15 protein-coding genes are annotated in these 15,970 nt (G+C 71.8%); 3 read left to right on the forward strand and 12 right to left on the reverse strand.

Annotated elements, in window-relative coordinates; translation table 11 throughout:
* The first annotated feature begins 68 nt into the window (after positions 1 to 68).
* Both dapD and BN3788_RS19280 read left to right on the forward strand, forming a co-directional pair.
* Positions 69 to 1,016 carry a 2,3,4,5-tetrahydropyridine-2,6-dicarboxylate N-succinyltransferase gene (gene dapD / locus BN3788_RS08980; RefSeq protein WP_066584779.1) on the forward strand — a complete coding sequence of 316 codons (948 nt, stop codon included), beginning with the start codon at positions 69 to 71 and terminating at the stop codon, positions 1,014 to 1,016.
* Positions 1,017 to 1,019: 3 nt separating this feature from the next.
* A complete protein-coding gene (locus BN3788_RS19280; protein ID WP_066584781.1) occupies positions 1,020 to 1,934 on the forward strand; it encodes a hypothetical protein in 915 nt (304 codons plus the stop codon).
* Positions 1,935 to 1,936: 2 nt separating this feature from the next.
* Here BN3788_RS19280 and BN3788_RS08990 read toward each other — a convergent pair whose 3' ends face one another.
* The 3 genes from BN3788_RS08990 to fdxA form a co-directional block, all read right to left on the reverse strand.
* Positions 1,937 to 3,235: a citrate synthase gene (locus BN3788_RS08990; RefSeq protein WP_066584782.1), complete on the reverse strand. Its 1,299-nt coding sequence runs from the start codon at positions 3,233 to 3,235 to the stop codon at positions 1,937 to 1,939.
* 215 nt (positions 3,236 to 3,450) lie between these two features.
* On the reverse strand, positions 3,451 to 4,611 hold the full coding sequence (gene dapC, locus BN3788_RS08995) for a succinyldiaminopimelate transaminase (RefSeq protein ID WP_066584784.1): 1,161 nt from the start codon (positions 4,609 to 4,611) through the stop codon (positions 3,451 to 3,453).
* A gap of 4 nt (positions 4,612 to 4,615) precedes the next feature.
* Entirely contained in the window at positions 4,616 to 4,942 is a 327-nt protein-coding gene (gene fdxA, locus BN3788_RS09000; protein WP_066584786.1) for a ferredoxin, read from the reverse strand.
* Positions 4,943 to 5,077: 135 nt separating this feature from the next.
* On the opposite strand from fdxA, the gene BN3788_RS09005 reads away from it, so the two are divergent.
* On the forward strand, positions 5,078 to 5,329 hold the full coding sequence (locus BN3788_RS09005) for a putative acetyltransferase (protein ID WP_066584787.1): 252 nt from the start codon (positions 5,078 to 5,080) through the stop codon (positions 5,327 to 5,329).
* A gap of 46 nt (positions 5,330 to 5,375) precedes the next feature.
* Here BN3788_RS09005 and BN3788_RS09010 read toward each other — a convergent pair whose 3' ends face one another.
* From BN3788_RS09010 to BN3788_RS09050, 9 genes are all read right to left on the reverse strand, one after another.
* Positions 5,376 to 7,178 carry a VanW family protein gene (locus BN3788_RS09010; RefSeq protein WP_147525094.1) on the reverse strand — a complete coding sequence of 601 codons (1,803 nt, stop codon included), beginning with the start codon at positions 7,176 to 7,178 and terminating at the stop codon, positions 5,376 to 5,378.
* A 74-nt stretch (positions 7,179 to 7,252) separates the two neighbouring features.
* Positions 7,253 to 8,239, reverse strand: a complete 987-nt coding sequence (locus BN3788_RS09015) for a hypothetical protein (protein ID WP_066584791.1) — start codon at positions 8,237 to 8,239, stop codon at positions 7,253 to 7,255.
* Positions 8,240 to 8,368: 129 nt separating this feature from the next.
* Positions 8,369 to 8,878, reverse strand: coding sequence for a flavin reductase family protein (locus BN3788_RS09020; RefSeq protein WP_066584801.1), 510 nt, complete (start codon positions 8,876 to 8,878; stop codon positions 8,369 to 8,371).
* Positions 8,875 to 9,252, reverse strand: coding sequence for a hypothetical protein (locus BN3788_RS09025; RefSeq protein WP_066584802.1), 378 nt, complete (start codon positions 9,250 to 9,252; stop codon positions 8,875 to 8,877). The genes BN3788_RS09020 and BN3788_RS09025 overlap by 4 nt, the downstream gene beginning before the upstream one ends.
* Positions 9,253 to 9,292: 40 nt before the next feature.
* Positions 9,293 to 10,276, reverse strand: coding sequence for an N-acetyl-1-D-myo-inositol-2-amino-2-deoxy-alpha-D-glucopyranoside deacetylase (gene mshB / locus BN3788_RS09030; RefSeq protein ID WP_066584803.1), 984 nt, complete (start codon positions 10,274 to 10,276; stop codon positions 9,293 to 9,295).
* 7 nt (positions 10,277 to 10,283) lie between these two features.
* A complete protein-coding gene (gene typA / locus BN3788_RS09035) occupies positions 10,284 to 12,197 on the reverse strand; it encodes a translational GTPase TypA (RefSeq protein WP_066584805.1) in 1,914 nt (637 codons plus the stop codon).
* Between the two features lie 107 nt (positions 12,198 to 12,304).
* Entirely contained in the window at positions 12,305 to 14,047 is a 1,743-nt protein-coding gene (locus BN3788_RS09040; RefSeq protein ID WP_066584806.1) for an ABC transporter ATP-binding protein, read from the reverse strand.
* The gene (locus BN3788_RS09045) at positions 14,044 to 14,994 is read right to left on the reverse strand and encodes an ABC transporter permease (protein ID WP_066584810.1); all 951 of its coding nucleotides are present in this window, start codon (positions 14,992 to 14,994) and stop codon (positions 14,044 to 14,046) included. The genes BN3788_RS09040 and BN3788_RS09045 overlap by 4 nt, the downstream gene beginning before the upstream one ends.
* Complete coding sequence (locus BN3788_RS09050; RefSeq protein WP_066584813.1) at positions 14,987 to 15,913, reverse strand: ABC transporter permease; 927 nt, start codon at positions 15,911 to 15,913, stop codon at positions 14,987 to 14,989. The genes BN3788_RS09045 and BN3788_RS09050 overlap by 8 nt, the downstream gene beginning before the upstream one ends.
* Positions 15,914 to 15,970: the final 57 nt, after the last annotated feature.

Here is a 15,970-nt window from a genome sequence, read left to right on the forward strand (position 1 = left end):
GTGGGTCAGGTCACGCGCTGGCTCGGTCACAGCACGAACCCTAGCGAGGCTCCGTCTACGCTGGTGTGATGAGCACGCGCACGGCCTGGGGGTTCGGCCTGTCCACTGTGACCGATGACGGCATGACCTTGGACGTCTGGTACCCGTCACCGCAACTCGGCCCGGTGGATGAGGCGGCCGAGGCGCCCGAGGAGCTCGTGGCCGCCGAGGGCGACGACCCCGCCCGCAAGGTCAGCACGCAGGTGGTGCGCACGATCGTCGACCTCGACGCCCCGCCCGCCACCACCGCTGACGCCTACCTGCGCCTGCACCTGCTCTCCCACCGGCTCGTGCCGCCGCACGGCCAGAACCTCGACGGCATCTTCGCCGTCCTGCCGAACGTCGTGTGGACGGACCGCGGCCCGTGCTCGCCCGAGGGCTTCGAGGCCACTCGCGCGCGGCTGCGGGCGGCGCACCGCGTCCCCGTCACGGTGTACGGCGTGGACAAGTTCCCGCGCATGGTCGACTACGTCCTGCCGACCGGCGTGCGGATCGCCGACGCCGACCGGGTGCGCCTCGGCGCCTACCTGGCTCCCGGCACGACGGTCATGCACGAGGGCTTCGTGAACTTCAACGCGGGCACCCTCGGCACCTCGATGGTCGAGGGGCGGATCTCCGCCGGCGTCACCGTCGGCGACGGCAGCGACATCGGTGGCGGCGCGTCGATCATGGGCACGCTGTCCGGCGGCGGCCGCGAGACGGTCTCGATCGGCCGCCGCACACTGCTGGGCGCCAACGCCGGGCTCGGCATCCCGTTGGGCGACGACTGCGTGGTCGAGGCGGGCCTCTACCTGACGGCCGGGACCAAGCTCGTGGTGGTGGGCGGCGAGGAGGGCGCGCCCCCGGTGGTCAAGGCCCGCGAGCTGGCCGGGGCCGACAACATCCTGTTCCGGCGCAACTCGCTCACCGGCGCCGTCGAGGCCGTCGCGCGCACAGGCGCCGGGGTCCGGCTCAACACCGCGCTGCACGCCAACTGACCGATGGCGAGGCGACACCGGCACCGCTGGGGGCAACGCCTCGCCCGAGGCGTGGGCGCCGGGCTCGCCCTGCTCGCGGTGCTCGCGGCCGGGATCGTCGTCGTGGTGCTGGTGCTGGTGCGCTCGGAGGCCCCCGAGGTCACCGCTGAGCGGTGCGCTGTCGAGATCGACGGCGCGACGTGGGTCCTCAGCCCCGAGCAGGCGGGCAACGCGGCGCTGCTCTCCGCCACAGCCATCCGCCGCGGGCTGCCCGCACGCGCCGTGACGATCGCCATCGCCACGGCCCTGCAGGAGTCGCGCCTGATCAACATCGACTACGGCGACCGCGACTCGGTGGGCCTGTTCCAGCAGCGCCCGTCACAGGGCTGGGGCACCGTCGAGCAGATCATGGACCCGGTGTACTCGACGAACGCCTTCTACGACGGCCTGGTCAAGGTGCAGGGGTACGAGCAGCTCCCCATCACCGAGGCCGCCCAGGCGGTACAGCGCTCCGGCTTCCCCGACGCGTACGCCCAGCACGAGGGCCGCTCACGGGCGTGGGCCTCGGCGCTCACCGGGTTCTCCCCCGGCACGCTGACCTGCACCCTGCGCGCGCCCAGCGGACCGGGATCGGCGGAGTCCTTCACCGCACGGGTGGAGCGCGACTACGGCGCCCTGCCCGCGTCATCGTCAGTGGGCGACGACGGGTCCACCACAGTGGTCGTCGACACGACCCCGCTCGCCCAGGGCGCCGAGGCCGAGCAGGAGCGTTTCGCGTGGGCCTTCGCCCAATGGTCCGTGGCCGTCGCCGCCGAGCAGCAGGTCACCCGCGTGTCCGTGAATGCCGAGACCTGGTCGCGGGACAGCGGGACCTGGGCGCCGTCGGGCCGGGCGCTGCCCACCGGCGAGGTCCGCGTGACCCTCGCCGGTGACGGCTGACCTCAGCGGGCGTCGGGCCCCACGTAGTCGCGGACGGTGGCGCCGGTGTAGATCTGGCGCGGACGGCCGATCTTGGTCTGCGGGTCGTTCATCATCTCGCGCCACTGCGCGATCCAGCCGGGCATCCGGCCCAGCGCGAACAGCGGCGTGAACATCGAGTCCGAGAAGCCCATCGCCTTGTAGATCAGGCCCGTGTAGAAGTCCACATTCGGGTAGAGCTTGCGCGAGATGAAGTACTCGTCGCTCAGCGCGATCTCCTCAAGCCTGCGGGCGATGTCCAGCAGCTCGTCGTTCTTGCCCAGCGCCGCGAGCACCGCGTCGGCGCTCTCCTTGACGATGGCCGCGCGCGGGTCGTAGTTCTTGTAGACCCGGTGGCCGAAGCCCATGAGGCGGACGCCGTCCTCCTTGTTCTTCACCCGGGTCATGAAGTCGGTGGCGTCGCCGCCGTTGGCCTGGATCTCGCCGAGCATCTTCAGCACGGCCTCGTTGGCGCCGCCGTGCAGCGGGCCGGAGAGCGCGTTGATGCCCGCCGCGACGGAGGCGTACAGGTTGGCGTGGCTGGACCCGACGATCCGCACCGTCGACGTGGAGCAGTTCTGCTCGTGGTCGGCGTGCAGGATGAGCAGCTTGTCGAGCGCGTTGACCACGACCGGGTCCGCCTCGTACTGCTGGTAAGGCACCGCGAACGTCATGCGCAGGAAGTCCTCGACGTAGCCGCGCGAGTAGTCCGGGTACAGCAGCGGCTCGCCGTGCGAGGTGCGGTGCAGGTACGACGTGATCGTGCGCGTCTTGGCCAGGATGAGCACCGTGGCCAGCTCGACCGTGTCGGGGTCGAACGGGTCGAGGCTCTCCGGGTAGAAGGTCGCCAACGCGTTGATGGCCGACGACATCACGGCCATCGGGTGCGCGTTGCGCGGGAACGTCCCCATGAACGTGCGGAAGTCCTCATGCACCAGGGTGTGGCGGTTGACCCGCTCGACGAACGCGTCGAGCTCGGTGGGCGTCGGCAGCTCGCCGTGCACCAGCAGGTACGCCACCTCGAGGAACGTGGACTTCTCCGCGAGCTGCTCGATCGGGTAGCCGCGATACCTCAGGATCCCGGCGTCGCCGTCGATGTAGGTGATCTGGGACTCGCACGAGGCGGTGTTCATGAAGCCCGGGTCGACGGTCACCAGGCCGGTGTCGCGCAGCAGCGACGAGACCACGATGCCGTCGTTGCCCTCGCTCGCAGGGACCACGGGAAGCTCGTGGCTCGTGTCGGCCACGGTCAGGTGGACGGGCGATGCACCGGCGTCAGGCATGGGGTTCCTTCCTGCGACGACAGGTGACGCCGGGCGGGCGTACCGAGTCATCGTTGATCGCGACCGCTCGGGCCGGCTGTTCGACCGTCATTGGCCAGCCACGACGGTACCTGCGCCGTGCTCGTGCTGACCAATCTAGGCGGGCATTTGGTCCCAGGTGTGAGCACCATCACAGTCGTGGGTCACACTGGGAAAGACCGCAGGTGACGGGCCTGTCACCCCTCCGCCAGGCGGCGAGCCGCCTCCGCGACGTGCTCGTCCGACGCGGTGAGCGCGATGCGGACGTGCCCTGACGCGGCCGGGCCGTAGAACGCGCCCGGCGCCACCAGGATGCCCCGGTCGGCGAATGCCGAGACTGTCGTCCAGCAGTCCTGCGGGCCGCCCTGCGGCCGGGTCCACAGGTAGAGCCCCGCCTGGGAGCCGTCCACCACATGGCCCGATGCCTCGAGCGCCCCGCGCAGCACCGTGCGCCGGGCCCAGTACCGCTCGCGCTGCTCCGCGACGTGCTCGTCGTCGCGCAACGCCGCGGCTATCGCGGCCTGCACCGGCCCGGGGACGATCATCCCGGCGTGCTTGCGCAGCTCCAGCAACGGCGCGATGAGCGCGCGGTCGCCCGCCACGAACGCCGCCCGGTACCCCGCCAGGTTCGACTGCTTGGACAGCGAGTACACCGCCAGCAGGCCGGTCAGGTCGCCTCCGGTGACACGCGGGTCCAGGATGCTCGGCACGCCCTCAGACGCCCAGGGCTCATCCCAGGCGAGCTCGGCGTAGCACTCATCCGAGGCGACCACCACGGGCTTGCCCGTCCGCGCCTGCGCGGCGCGGGCGGCGGCGACCACCGCGGCCAGCTCCTCGACGCCGAGCACCGAGCCGTCCGGGTTGCCGGGCGAGTTGAGCCACACGAGCCGGACGTCGTCCGCGCCCGGGGCGCCGGGCGCCAGCCGTGCCACAACGTCGTCCACCGCGACGGGCCGAGCGCCGGCGAGGCGCGCGCCCACGTCATAGGTCGGATAGGCGGTGGCAGGGTGCAGCACCACGTCGCCGGCGCCCAGCCCGAGCTGGGAGGGCAGCCACGCGACGAGCTCCTTGGAGCCGACCGTCGGGAGCACCGCTGCCGGGTCCAGGCCGGCGACCCCGCGACGGCGCGCGAACCACTCGACGACGGCGGCCCGCAGGTCTGCCGTGCCGTGCGTGGTCGGGTATCCCGGGGAGTCGGAGGCCGCTGCCAGGGCATCCCGCACGACCTTCGGGGTCGGGTCCACGGGGGTGCCCACCGAGAGGTCGACGATCCCGCGCGGATGCGCGCGCGCCGACTCGGCGTAGGGCCCCAGTGCGTCCCAGGGAAAGTCCGGCAACGCGCCGATGACCAGGCCCACAGCTTCAGTCCGTGTGGATCTGGAGCGGCAGCGTCGCGATGATGGGGTGGTCCTTGTCGATCTCGCCCATCTTCGCCGCGCCACCAGGCGAGCCCAGGTCGTCGAAGAACTCGACGTTGGCCTTGTAGTACTCAGACCACTGCTCGGGGACGTCGTCCTCGTAGTAGATGGCCTCCACCGGGCACACCGGCTCGCAGGCGCCGCAGTCGACGCACTCGTCAGGGTGGATGTACAGCGACCGCTTGCCCTCGTAGATGCAGTCCACGGGACATTCCTCGATGCACGCCTTGTCCTTGACGTCAACGCAAGGCTGGGCGATCACATACGTCACGGCTGTCCTCCACGGACCGAGCAGGGTCGACGGGTGTGGCAGTCAGGCCTCGGGCGGCGCCCTGCGCACCGCCCGACCTAGTATCCCCCAGGTGAGCAACCAGACGAAGCGCCGTCCGCTGTGTGAGGCACGGGCATGAGCCCCATCGAGCCGGCGCCCGTGCCCGCGTGGCGCGCGTGGACGCCCGGCGTGCGCGTCGTGGTGCGGCGACCGCTGCCCGCAGGCGACGCGCGGCGCTGGACCGACGTGCTCGGCGCCCTGGTGGCCGTCGACGACGAGGGGGTGAGCGTTCCCCCCCGCCACGGCACGGTGCGGGTGCCCGCCGACGAGATCGCGCTCACCAAGATCGTCCCCCCGGCGCCCCCACGCCGCCCACGCGCCCGCTGACCACGCCCGCCCACGCCGTTGACTGGCGTGGGCGGGCGGGACGGCGTCACTCCACCGGAGCGGCGCCGCAGATCACCTTGTTCTGGGCCTTGTAGCTGGTGGTGTCGGACTCGGTGTCCTTGAGCACCCCGTCCAGGTAGAGCTTGCGCGTGACCGTCACGGTGAAGCCCGCGTTGCCCGCCGACTGCGGCTCACACGTCGGCGACGTGCTGTAGCTGGTGCCCACCGGCTTGACGTTGGTGCGCCCGCCCGTGACCGTCTCGACGGTCCAGTACTTCGTGCTCCACGCCTTGACGTGCACGCGGCCGTCGCCCACCCACGCCTGCAGCACCACGCCGTAGGGCGTGTTGTTCTGCCACTTCATGTCCAGGGTCGGGGTGAAGAGCGTGGCCTCACGGCCCTCCGGGTAGCGCGAGATCCACTCGGAGTGCGGGTGGTGCTCCACGTCCACGAAGCCGGCGAGGTGGCCGACGTTGAAGGTCGTCGTCGCGAGCTGCGACAGGCCGCCGCCCATGCCGTCCACGTGCTCGCCGTTCTTGATCACGCCCGCGGCGATGTACCCGTTGGCGGCGGTGACCGGCCCGACCGTCTCCGCGAGGCTGAACGTCTCCCCCGGGAGCACGACCGTCCCGTTGACCCGCTGCGCGCCCAGCGTGATGTTCTTGGTGCGCTTCGGCTCCGAGTTCAACGGGGTCCAGAACTCCGCGATGACCTCCTTGACGCCCAGCGCCTCCAGCTTCGCGGTGGACTGCGCCGGGTCGGACGTGACGAGTTCCACGGTGGCCGAGCGGACATCGGCGACCGCGGCCGCCGCGACAGCTGTCGCCACAGCCTGCGGGTCCAGCGTGGTCCCCGGCTCGCCCGGCACCACCGTGGGCGCACCGTCCACGAACTCGAAGTGGGCGTCCGCCGACTCGGTGAGCAGGTCCGTCGTCTGCTTGAGGACCTCCTCGACCAAGACGGCGCCGTCCATCTGCAGCACCAGCCCCGAGCCGCTCGGCGCCATCGTCGACGCCGCCGCGAGGGTCTCCGGCGCGAGGTTCACCACCTGGTCCTCAACCTGCAGCGACACCGGCGCCGCCACGACGCGCCGCGCGATCGTCTGCAACGCGGCGTCGGTCTCCTCCTGCGTGATCTCGGGCGCGACGACGGTTGTGGGCAGCACCAGCGGGCGCGGCGCGGTCAGCCACTCACCGCGCAGCATCTCCGCGGCGGCCTCAGTGTCCAGCGCGAGCCCGCCCCCCGCGTCAGGGGCATGGGCGTCCCCGTCGACGAACACGACCGCGCCGCCCCCCGGGTCGAGCGCCACGGCGTCCGCCAGGCCCTCGACTGCCGTGTCGAACGCCGCCTCGTCGACCGCCGTGACCGGCTGCTGCTCCCCCACGCCCGCGATGTGCTGCCACATGCGCGCGGGCGACAGGTCCACACCGGTCAGGGCGTCGACAGTGGCCTCGACGTCGAAGCCCAGCCCGCCCTCCACAGGGTCGAGGGTCGCGCTCTTCCCCCCGGCGGCCACGGGGAGAGCCGACGTCGCCAGATCAGCCGGGCCCGCCGTCAGCGCGGCCTCAGCGGCATTGGCGTCCAGCCCGCCGACCTCGACGCCCGCGACCGTGGCGCCGCGAGGCACCCGGCCGCCCAGCGCATAGGCGGACCCCACGTACGCGCCGCCGAGCACCACGGCGACGAGGCCCGACACGAGCAGCACCCTGGGCCAGCGTCGAGGCCGCTCGTCGGACGTGAAGCCGTCCAGCGGCGAGCCCGAGCCCTTGCCCGGGCCGCCGTCGGCGGTCTTCGTGGCGGGCGCGGGGGGGGTGCGGCTGGGTCTTCTTTTACTCTCCTCTGCCCCCAAACACAGTCGCCCTTCTTTTGGCGCTTTTTCTCTCTACTAAATAATTATTTTTCCTTTTTGGTTGGTTGTATTGCTTAAGTGGCGCCACCCGGGGCCGATGCAGGCGATCCCGCGACCGGGCTGGTCACCGGAGGCGCGGCGGGCTCGGCGGCTGTCGGAGCGGGCGCGTGGGGTGCCATGACCTCGGGCTCGTGCGCCGGAGTCGACGGCCAGCCCTGCCATCCGCCGGCTGCAGCGATCCCCGGCTCGGCGGGGGTCGGGCGCGGCGGGACGACGGCGGTCCGCTGCGGGAGGTCGGCGACAGCAGCCGGGGGCACAGGCGCCGGCAGCACCTGGGTCACGGCGGCCGCAGCCACAGCGACGGGCGGCGCGCTCGGCGCGCTCGGCGTGGTCGGAGCCGGGGCAGGCGCGTCCGGCTCCGACGGGGCGTCTGCGGCGGCCTGCGTGGGTGCGACGGCCTCAGGGACTTCGGCGGTCTCCGAGGGCTGCTGTGCGGGCATCGACGCGGGCGCGGGCGCGGATGCGGACTCTTGGACGGGCGCATCCCCCTCGGGCGCTGGAACGGCGTCCTCTGCCGGCGCGGGCTTATCAGCCACGGCGACCTCGGCATTCGCCAAGCGGTCGACCTCGCCGTCAGTGGGCGCCGTGTCGACGGACGGCGCCGCTGCCTCCTGCGCGGCGTCGACTGCGGGAGCAGTGGCCTCGTCGGGAGTAGCGGGGGCGGCCCCAGCGTCGGGGGCGACCTCGGCCTCGGGGACAGCCTCGGCTTCGGGCGCGGTGTCTGCAGCGAGCACTGCGTCGGGTGCGGTGGGCTCGTCCTCGACCGGCTGGGCCTCGTCGTCGGGCACCGGCTCGTCATCGAGCACCGCCGTGTCCTCACTCGCCGGGCTCACGTCATCGGTGGTGTGGTCGACCGCGGCGTCGTCGCTAGCGACGTCTTCGATCGCGGGGTCGTCGGCTATGCCCGCGGTGTCGGCTTCTTCGAGCTCGCGCTCTGTCGTGTCAGGAGTCTCCGAGGCGCCGTTCGGCGTGTGTTCGTCGACCTGTTCGTTCGTGCCCATCGTTGACTCCCCCTGCGACATGGCGGTGCGGGTGATACAGGCGCAGATTGTACGGGCGCCATCTGCCCACACCCCTCAACTCGGGGCGAGTCACGCGGTCGGCGCCCACGGCGCGCACGACTCGAGCCCTCAGCGGATCCCGTGCATACGTCCGCGCAGGTGGACCAGTCCCCCGGCGTCAGCGGCGCCCTGCTGCGCGCCGAGGACCTCGCCCACGATGATGTCGTGGTCGCCCGCCGGGTGGATGGCGGCGGTGCGGCAGTCGAACCAGGCGGCGGCGCCGTCAATCCATGCGGCGCCGGACAGTGGCGCGGTGCGATGCGCGACACGGGCGAGCTGCCCGACGGCGGGACGGCCGGGTGACGCGAGCCAGTCGGCGACGGGTCCGGAATCGTCGGAGAGCACGCTCACGGCCCACCGGTCCACGTCGTCGAGGGCGTCGCGGAGCCGCGAGTCCTGGTGCACGCAGAACAGCAGCATCGCCGGCTCGAGGGAGACGGACGCCAACGAGCTGACAGTCGTGGCGTGGTCGGTGCCGCGCCAGCGCAGGGAGACGACGCCAACCCCGGAGGGCAGGCGGCCGATGGCGGCGCGGTAGACGACGGGGTCGACGGGCTGGGGGTCGGCGGCGCCGCTCATGGCGCGTCCGGGCCCGTCCCGCCGCGTCGGCCATGGCGCACGCGGCGCTCGCGGGGCTCGTCGCTGAACAGGCGGCGAGGGGCGAAGGCCGCGGCGGCGAGGGCCAAGCCGGAGCCGATGATCCACCACCAGCCCAGCGAGTCCCCCGCCGGGACGAGCACGTCGCCGCCGGGGCCGGTCTGGGCGAAGAGCTGGACGATGAAGTACAGGCCGCCGGCGTAGCCGATGAAGGTGATCCAGCCGGACCAGGCGCGCACCGCGACACCCGTGGACAGCACGAGGGCGAGGGCGAGCACCATGCCCCAGGGCGCCTCGGAACGGTGCATGACCGTGCCGGCGGCGCCCACGACGGCGCCGAGGAGGAGGGCTGCCACGCCACGGAGGATCGAGGCGCCGGTCAGTGGTTGCACGGCTTCAGGCTACCCGTCGGACCCCGGTGGGCCAGGTCACGGCATCAGGCCGGGATCCAGGCGCCAGGCGGTAGCCCTCGGCGGACAGCAGGGGGGCGAGGACGTCGTTGCTCAGCGCGTACTGGCCCAACACCACGGGGTCGGCGCCGGGCGACACCCGCGCGAGGGCGTGCACCTGCGTCGCGTGGGCGCGCAGGGCTCCCACGACGGCGGGCAGGACGGGCGCGACGTCGACCACCAGGTCGACCTCCTCGTCGGGCACGGCGACAGACGGCAGCGGGCCGTCAGGGTCGGGCACGGCGAGCGCCGGCTGGGCGCTGTGCTGGCCCGGCTCCGCGGGCTCGGCGGCCAGTGCGGCGTAGGCCTGTCGCAGCGCGGACTCGCCCTGCGCGGCCCAGAGCACGACGGGCGTGGTGTGCGGCGCCCCGGCCTCGGGCTCCCAGGCGGGGTCCGCCGCGAGCCGCACGGCTTCCGTGGCGACCTCATGGGCGCGGACATGGTCGGGGTGCCCGTAGCCGCCGCCGGGCTCGTAGGTGGCCACGACGGCGGGACGACGGGTGCGGAGCAGGCGGGCGAGCCGTCCGGCGGGCTCGGCCAGCGGCGCCGCGACGAACGCGTCCGGCGTGAGGTCCGCGAGGCGGCCAGCTCGGCCGACGCCTGCCCAGGCCATCCCCGAGTCCGCGTAGCGGGCGTCAGAGCCGCCGGGGCCGGGCACGGCGTCGAGGAACACCTGGTCCCGCACGCCGAGCCGGGCCAGGGCCGCCGTGAGCTCGCCGGTGCGGTGCGCGGCGAGCGCCGGGCCGTCGCCCTCGAGGTGCGCGAGGGCGGAGCCGATGACCTCGCCGCGCTCGCCGCGCGTGCACGTGACGACGGTGACGGGCGCGCCGGAGGCCGCCCATGTGGCCAGCAACGCCCCGGTGGCCAGGGTCTCGTCGTCAGGGTGCGCATGCACCGCGACGAGCGGGCCCACGGCCACCGGGGTCGTCACGGGCGTCTCAGGCGCGCTTGGTGCGGGCGAACGCGCGGGCGCGCTCGGTCTGGTCGAGGATCACCTTGCGGATCCGCACGACCTCGGGGGTCACCTCGACGCACTCGTCCTCGCGGGCGAACTCGAGCGACTCCTCGAGCGTGAGGTGACGCGGAGGGGTGAGGTTCTCGAACGTGTCGCTGGAGGCAGCGCGCATGTTCGTGAGCTTCTTCTCCTTGGTGATGTTGACGTCCATGTCCTCGTTGCGCGAGTTCTCGCCGACGATCATGCCCTCGTAGACCTCCTGCGTGGGGTCGACGAAGAACGAGCCGCGCTCCTGCAGGTTGATCATCGCGAACGGCGTGACCACGCCTGCGCGGTCGGCGACGAGCGAGCCGTTGACACGGGTCTCGATCGGGCCGGCCCACGGCTCGTAGCCCTCGGCGATCGAGGACGCGATGCCGGTGCCGCGCGTGTCCGTCAAGAAACGGGTGCGGAAGCCGATGAGGCCACGGGCGGGGACGACGAACTCCATGCGGACCCAGCCGGTGCCGTGGTTCGACATGGTCTCCATGCGGCCCTTGCGCTGCGCGAGGAGCTGGGTCACCGAGCCGAGGTACTCCTCGGGCACGTCGATGGTCATGCGCTCCATCGGCTCGTGGCGCTTGCCGTCGATCACGCGCGTGACGACCTGCGGCTTGCCGACGGTGAGCTCGAAGCCCTCGCGGCGCATCTGCTCGACGAGGATCGCCAGCGCGAGCTCGCCACGGCCCTGGACCTCCCAGGCGTCGGGGCGCTCGGTGGGCAGGACGCGCAACGACACGTTGCCGATGAGCTCCTTGTCCAGGCGGTCCTTGACCTGGCGGGCCGTGACCTTGTGGCCCTTGCCGCCGCGTCCCGCGAGCGGGGACGTGTTGATGCCGATGGTCATCGAGATCGCCGGGTCGTCGACCTTGATGAGGGGCAGCGGACGCGGGTCGTCGGGGTCGGTCAGCGTCTCGCCGATGGTGATGTCCTCGATGCCGGCGACGGCGACGATGTCACCGGGGCCCGCCGAGTCGGTGGGCACGCGGTCCAGCGCCTTGGTCTCGAGCAGCTCGGTGATCTTCACGTTCTGCAGGGTGCCGTTGGCACGGGCCCACGCGACCGTCTGGCCCTTGCGGAGCGTGCCGTTGAAGATGCGCAGCAGCGCGAGGCGGCCCAGGAACGGCGACGCGTCGAGGTTGGTGACGTGCGCCTGGAGCGGCGCGCCCTCCTCGTACGTGGGGGCCGGGATCTTCTCGATGATGGTGGCGAACAGCGGCTCGAGGGAGTCGCTGTCGGCGGGGAGGGTGCCGTCGGGCGGCTGGATCGTCGAGGCGCGGCCCGCCTTGGCGGCGGCGTACACGACCGGCACGTCGAGGATCGCGTCCAGGTCGAGGTCCGGGACGTCCTCGTGCAGGTCGCTCGCGAGGCCGAGCAGCAGGTCGGTCGCCTCGACGACGACCTCGGAGATGCGCGAGTCGGGCCGGTCGACCTTGTTGACGACGATGATGACGGGCAGCTTGGCCTCGAGGGCCTTGCGCAGCACGAAGCGCGTCTGGGGCAGCGGGCCCTCGGACGCGTCGACCAGCAGCACCACGCCGTCGACCATCGACAGGCCGCGCTCGACCTCGCCGCCGAAGTCGGCGTGGCCGGGGGTGTCGATCACGTTGATGGTGATGCCGTCCGGCTCACCAGCCGCCGCCGCCGCGGGACCCGTGTAACGGATCGCCGTGTTCTTGGCGAGGATGGTGATGCCCTTCTCGCGTTCGAGGTCACCCGAGTCCATCGCCCGTTCGTCGACGTGGGCGTGGTCACCGAAGGACCCCGCCTGCCACAGCATGGCGTCGACGAGAGTGGTCTTGCCGTGGTCGACGTGGGCGACGATCGCGACGTTGCGCAGGTCGGAGCGCACAGACATGGGGAACTCATTTCGCATGATGGGGAGCGCACCCGTCAGCGGGCGCCCGAGAATCCTACCTGCCCTGACTAGTCGGGCTTTCCAGGGAGCCTGTCAAGGGGCCTTCGTCAGGCGCGGATTCCCTGGTCAGAACCACCGAAGATATTCAGCGCGGCGCCCGGGATCGCGGCCAGCAGGTCGCGGGTGTACTGCTCCCGCGGGTTGTCGAAGACCTCGTCGGTGACCGCCGCCTCCACGATCTTGCCGCTCTTCATGACGCACACCTCGTCGGCGATCTGGCGGACCACCGCCAGGTCGTGCGTGATGAACAGGTAGCTGAGCCCGAGTTCAGCCTGCAGGTCGTTGAGCAGCGTGAGGATCTGCGCCTGCACGAGCACGTCGAGGGCCGAGACGGCCTCGTCGCACACGATGACCTCGGGGCCCAGCGCCAGGGCGCGCGCGATGGCGATGCGCTGGCGCTGCCCGCCGGACAGCTCGTTGGGGTACCGGCGCATGGTGGAGGCCGGCAGCGCGACGAGGTCCAGCAACTCGCGGACCCTGGCCTCGCGCGACTTCTGGTCGCCGATCTTGTGGGTGCGCAGCGGCTCCTCGATCGTGCGGTAGATCGAGTACATCGGGTCGAGCGAGCCGTACGGGTTCTGGAAGATCGGCTGCACGCGGCGGCGGAAGTCGAAGAGCTGGGCGCGGTTGAGCGTGCTCAGGTCCGTTCCGTCGAACAGGATGCGGCCGCTGGTGGGGTCGAGCAGGTTGAGCACGATGTTCGCCACGGTGGACTTGCCCGAGCCCGACTCCCCCACCAGCGCCATCGTGGTGCCGCGCTTGATCGCGAACGACACGTCGTCGACGGCGGTGAACTCCTTCTGCTTGCCCGGCCGGCCGCCGCGCAGCTTGAAGGTGCGCGTCAGGTTCTCCACGGCCACGACGTCGTCGCGGGTCGCGTTCACGCCGTCGCCGCCCGTGGGGGCGAGCAGCTCCGTGGTCGTGACGCCCCGCTCCTTGGCGCTCTGGATGCGCTGCGACGCGAGCGAGGGCGCGGACGCGACGAGGCGCTGCGTGTACGGATGCCTCGGCGCGCTGAGGATGTCGCGCGCGGGGCCCGACTCGACGACCTTGCCGCGGTACATCACCACGAGGTGCTCGGCGCGCTCGGCGGCCAGGCCCAGGTCGTGCGTGATGAACAGCACGGCGGTGCCGAGCTCCTCGGTGAGGCCCTGCAGGTGGTCCAGGATCGTGCGCTGCACCGTGACGTCCAGGGCGGACGTCGGCTCGTCGGCGATGAGCAGCTTGGGGCGAGCCGCGAGGCCGATGGCGATCAGCGCGCGCTGGCGCATACCGCCCGAGTACTCGTGCGGGTACTGCTTCGCCCGGCGCGCGGCGTCCGGAAGGCCGGCCTCGGTGAGCAGCTCCGCGACGCGCTTGTCCGCCGCCGCGCCGCGTGCCACGCCATTGGCCTTGAGGGCCTCCTTGACCTGGAACCCGACGGACCACACCGGGTTGAGGTTCGACATCGGGTCCTGCGGGACCAGGCCGATCTCTTTGCCGCGCACCGCGACCATCTCGCGGCGGCTCAGCGCCGCCAGGTCCCGGCCCTCGAACATGATCGAGCCGCCCGTGACCTTCCCGGTGCCCGGCAGCAGGTCGATGATCGCGTGCGCGGTCGTCGACTTGCCGGACCCCGACTCGCCCACGATGGCGACCGTCTGGCCGGGGTAGACCGTGAGGTCCACGCCGCGCACGGCGGGCACGACGCCCGCCGCGGTGGTGAAGGAGACCTCGAGGTCGCGGATCGCGAGCAGCGGCTGCTGGTCGCTCGGGCGCGCGGCGGCGCCTGTCGATGTCGGCTGGCTCATCGCTTGCGTGCCTTCGGGTCGAGGGCGTCGCGCACGGCGTCGCCCATCATGATGAAGCTGAGCACGGTCAGGGCGAGCGCCCCGGCCGGGTAGAAGAGCACCGACGGCTGGCTGCGCAGCGACGTCTGGGCCTTCGAGATGTCGGCGCCCCACGAGGTGACCTCGGGCGGGAGCCCAATGCCCAGGAAGGACAGCGTCGCCTCGGCCACGATGAACGTGCCCAGCGCGACCGTCGCGTAGACGATGACCGGCGCCGCGGCGTTCGGGATGACGTGGCGCAGCAGTGTCTTCACGCGGGAGGCGCCGAGCGACTTCGCGGCGGTGACGAAGTCCGCGTTCTTGACGCTCATCACCGCGCCGCGCATCACGCGGGCGAGCTGTGGCCAGCCGAAGATGCCGAGCACCACCACCACGGTGAGGATGTTGCGGCTCTCCTTGAACATCTGCATGACGACGATCGCGGCGAGCACCAGCGGGATCGCGAAGAAGATGTCCGTGACGCGGGACAGCACGGCGTCGAACCAGCCGCCGAAGAAGCCCGCGACAGCGCCGATCAGGCCGCCGACGAGGACCACGACGATGGTGGTGAGCACGCCGACGAGCACCGAGGCCCGGGCGCCGTAGATGGTGCGCGCGTAGATGTCGCACCCCTGCCGGTCGAAGCCGAACGGGTGGCCGGCGCTGGGGCCGTCCAGGCTGTTCTTCAGCTCGCAGAACCGGGGGTCCGTCGACGTGAACAGGCCGGGGAAGGCAGCGACGGCCACGACCAGCAGGATCAGCGCCGCGGAGATCCAGAACAGCGGGCGGCGGCGCAGGCTGTGCCAGGCGTCGGCCCACAGGCTCGCGGGGGCAGCGCCCTCGTCGATCGAGTCCACGACTTCCAGCGGGGCCTGGTCCAGGTTGGCGAAGAAGTGCGCCTGGTGCGGACGGGTGGTGGCGTCAGGCATAACGGATCCTCGGGTCGAGTGCCGCGTAGAGGAGGTCGACGAGCAGGTTCGCGACGATGTAGACGATGACGAGCACGGTGGTCACTGACACGACGGTCGTGGACTGCCCCTGCTGGATCGCGCGGAACAGCGTCCCGCCGACGCCGTTGATGTTGAAGATGCCCTCGGTGATGATCGCGCCACCCATCAGGGCGCCGAGGTCGGCGCCGAGGAACGTCACCACGGGGATCAGGGAGTTGCGCAGCACGTGCACGCTGACCACGCGCGGCCGGGACAGCCCCTTGGCCGTGGCGGTGCGGACATGGTCGGCCGTGAGGTTCTCGGCGACGGAGTTGCGGGTCAGCCGGAGCACATAGGCGAAGGAGACCGCGCCGAGCACGATCGCGGGCATGATCAGCGACGTGAAGCTCACGTCGCTGCCCACGGCGGTCGGCAGCCAGCGCAGCTTCACCCCGACGACGAACTGCATCACGAAGCCGATGACGAACGTCGGCACCGCGACGACCAGCAGGCTGAGGACGAGCACGGTGGCGTCGAAGGCCTTGCCCTTGCGGAGACCGGCGATCACGCCGGCGGCGATGCCGAAGACGGCCTCGAAGGCCAGCGCCATCACCGCGAGCTGGAACGTGACGGGGAACGCGTCGGCCATGACGTCCGTGACGGGCCGGCCCGAGAACGTCGTGCCCAGGTCGAAGGTGAAGATGCCCTGCAGGTAGAGCAGGTACTGGACGAGGAAGGGCTTGTCCAGGTTGTACTCCGCGCGGATCTGCGCTGCCACCGCGGGGTTCAGCCCCCGCTCGCCACCCAGGGCGGCGACGGGGTCCCCGGGGAGCAGGAACACCATCGCGTAGATCAGCAGCGTTGCCCCGAGGAACACCGGGATCATCTGCAAGAGCCTGCGCCCGACATACCAGGCCATCAGGTCTCCTCCTCGTGTGGTTCCGCGCGCCTCTCGGGCACGCGGACAGACAGTGGG

Source organism: Cellulomonas timonensis (assembly GCF_900046455.1).
Lineage (GTDB): Bacteria > Actinomycetota > Actinomycetes > Actinomycetales > Cellulomonadaceae > Cellulomonas_A > Cellulomonas_A timonensis.

Coding starts and splice junctions, on each gene's coding strand:
- typA (WP_066584805.1), bottom strand. CDS start 12,197: ATGTCTGTGCGCTCCGACCTGCGCAACGTCGCGATCGTCGCCCACGTC.
- BN3788_RS09040 (WP_066584806.1), bottom strand. CDS start 14,047: ATGAGCCAGCCGACATCGACAGGCGCCGCCGCGCGCCCGAGCGACCAG.
- BN3788_RS08990 (WP_066584782.1), bottom strand. CDS start 3,235: ATGCCTGACGCCGGTGCATCGCCCGTCCACCTGACCGTGGCCGACACG.
- BN3788_RS09020 (WP_066584801.1), bottom strand. CDS start 8,878: ATGAGCGGCGCCGCCGACCCCCAGCCCGTCGACCCCGTCGTCTACCGC.
- BN3788_RS09015 (WP_066584791.1), bottom strand. CDS start 8,239: ATGGGCACGAACGAACAGGTCGACGAACACACGCCGAACGGCGCCTCG.
- BN3788_RS09045 (WP_066584810.1), bottom strand. CDS start 14,994: ATGCCTGACGCCACCACCCGTCCGCACCAGGCGCACTTCTTCGCCAAC.
- BN3788_RS19280 (WP_066584781.1), top strand. CDS start 1,020: ATGGCGAGGCGACACCGGCACCGCTGGGGGCAACGCCTCGCCCGAGGC.
- dapD (WP_066584779.1), top strand. CDS start 69: ATGAGCACGCGCACGGCCTGGGGGTTCGGCCTGTCCACTGTGACCGAT.
- BN3788_RS09050 (WP_066584813.1), bottom strand. CDS start 15,913: ATGGCCTGGTATGTCGGGCGCAGGCTCTTGCAGATGATCCCGGTGTTC.
- BN3788_RS09005 (WP_066584787.1), top strand. CDS start 5,078: ATGAGCCCCATCGAGCCGGCGCCCGTGCCCGCGTGGCGCGCGTGGACG.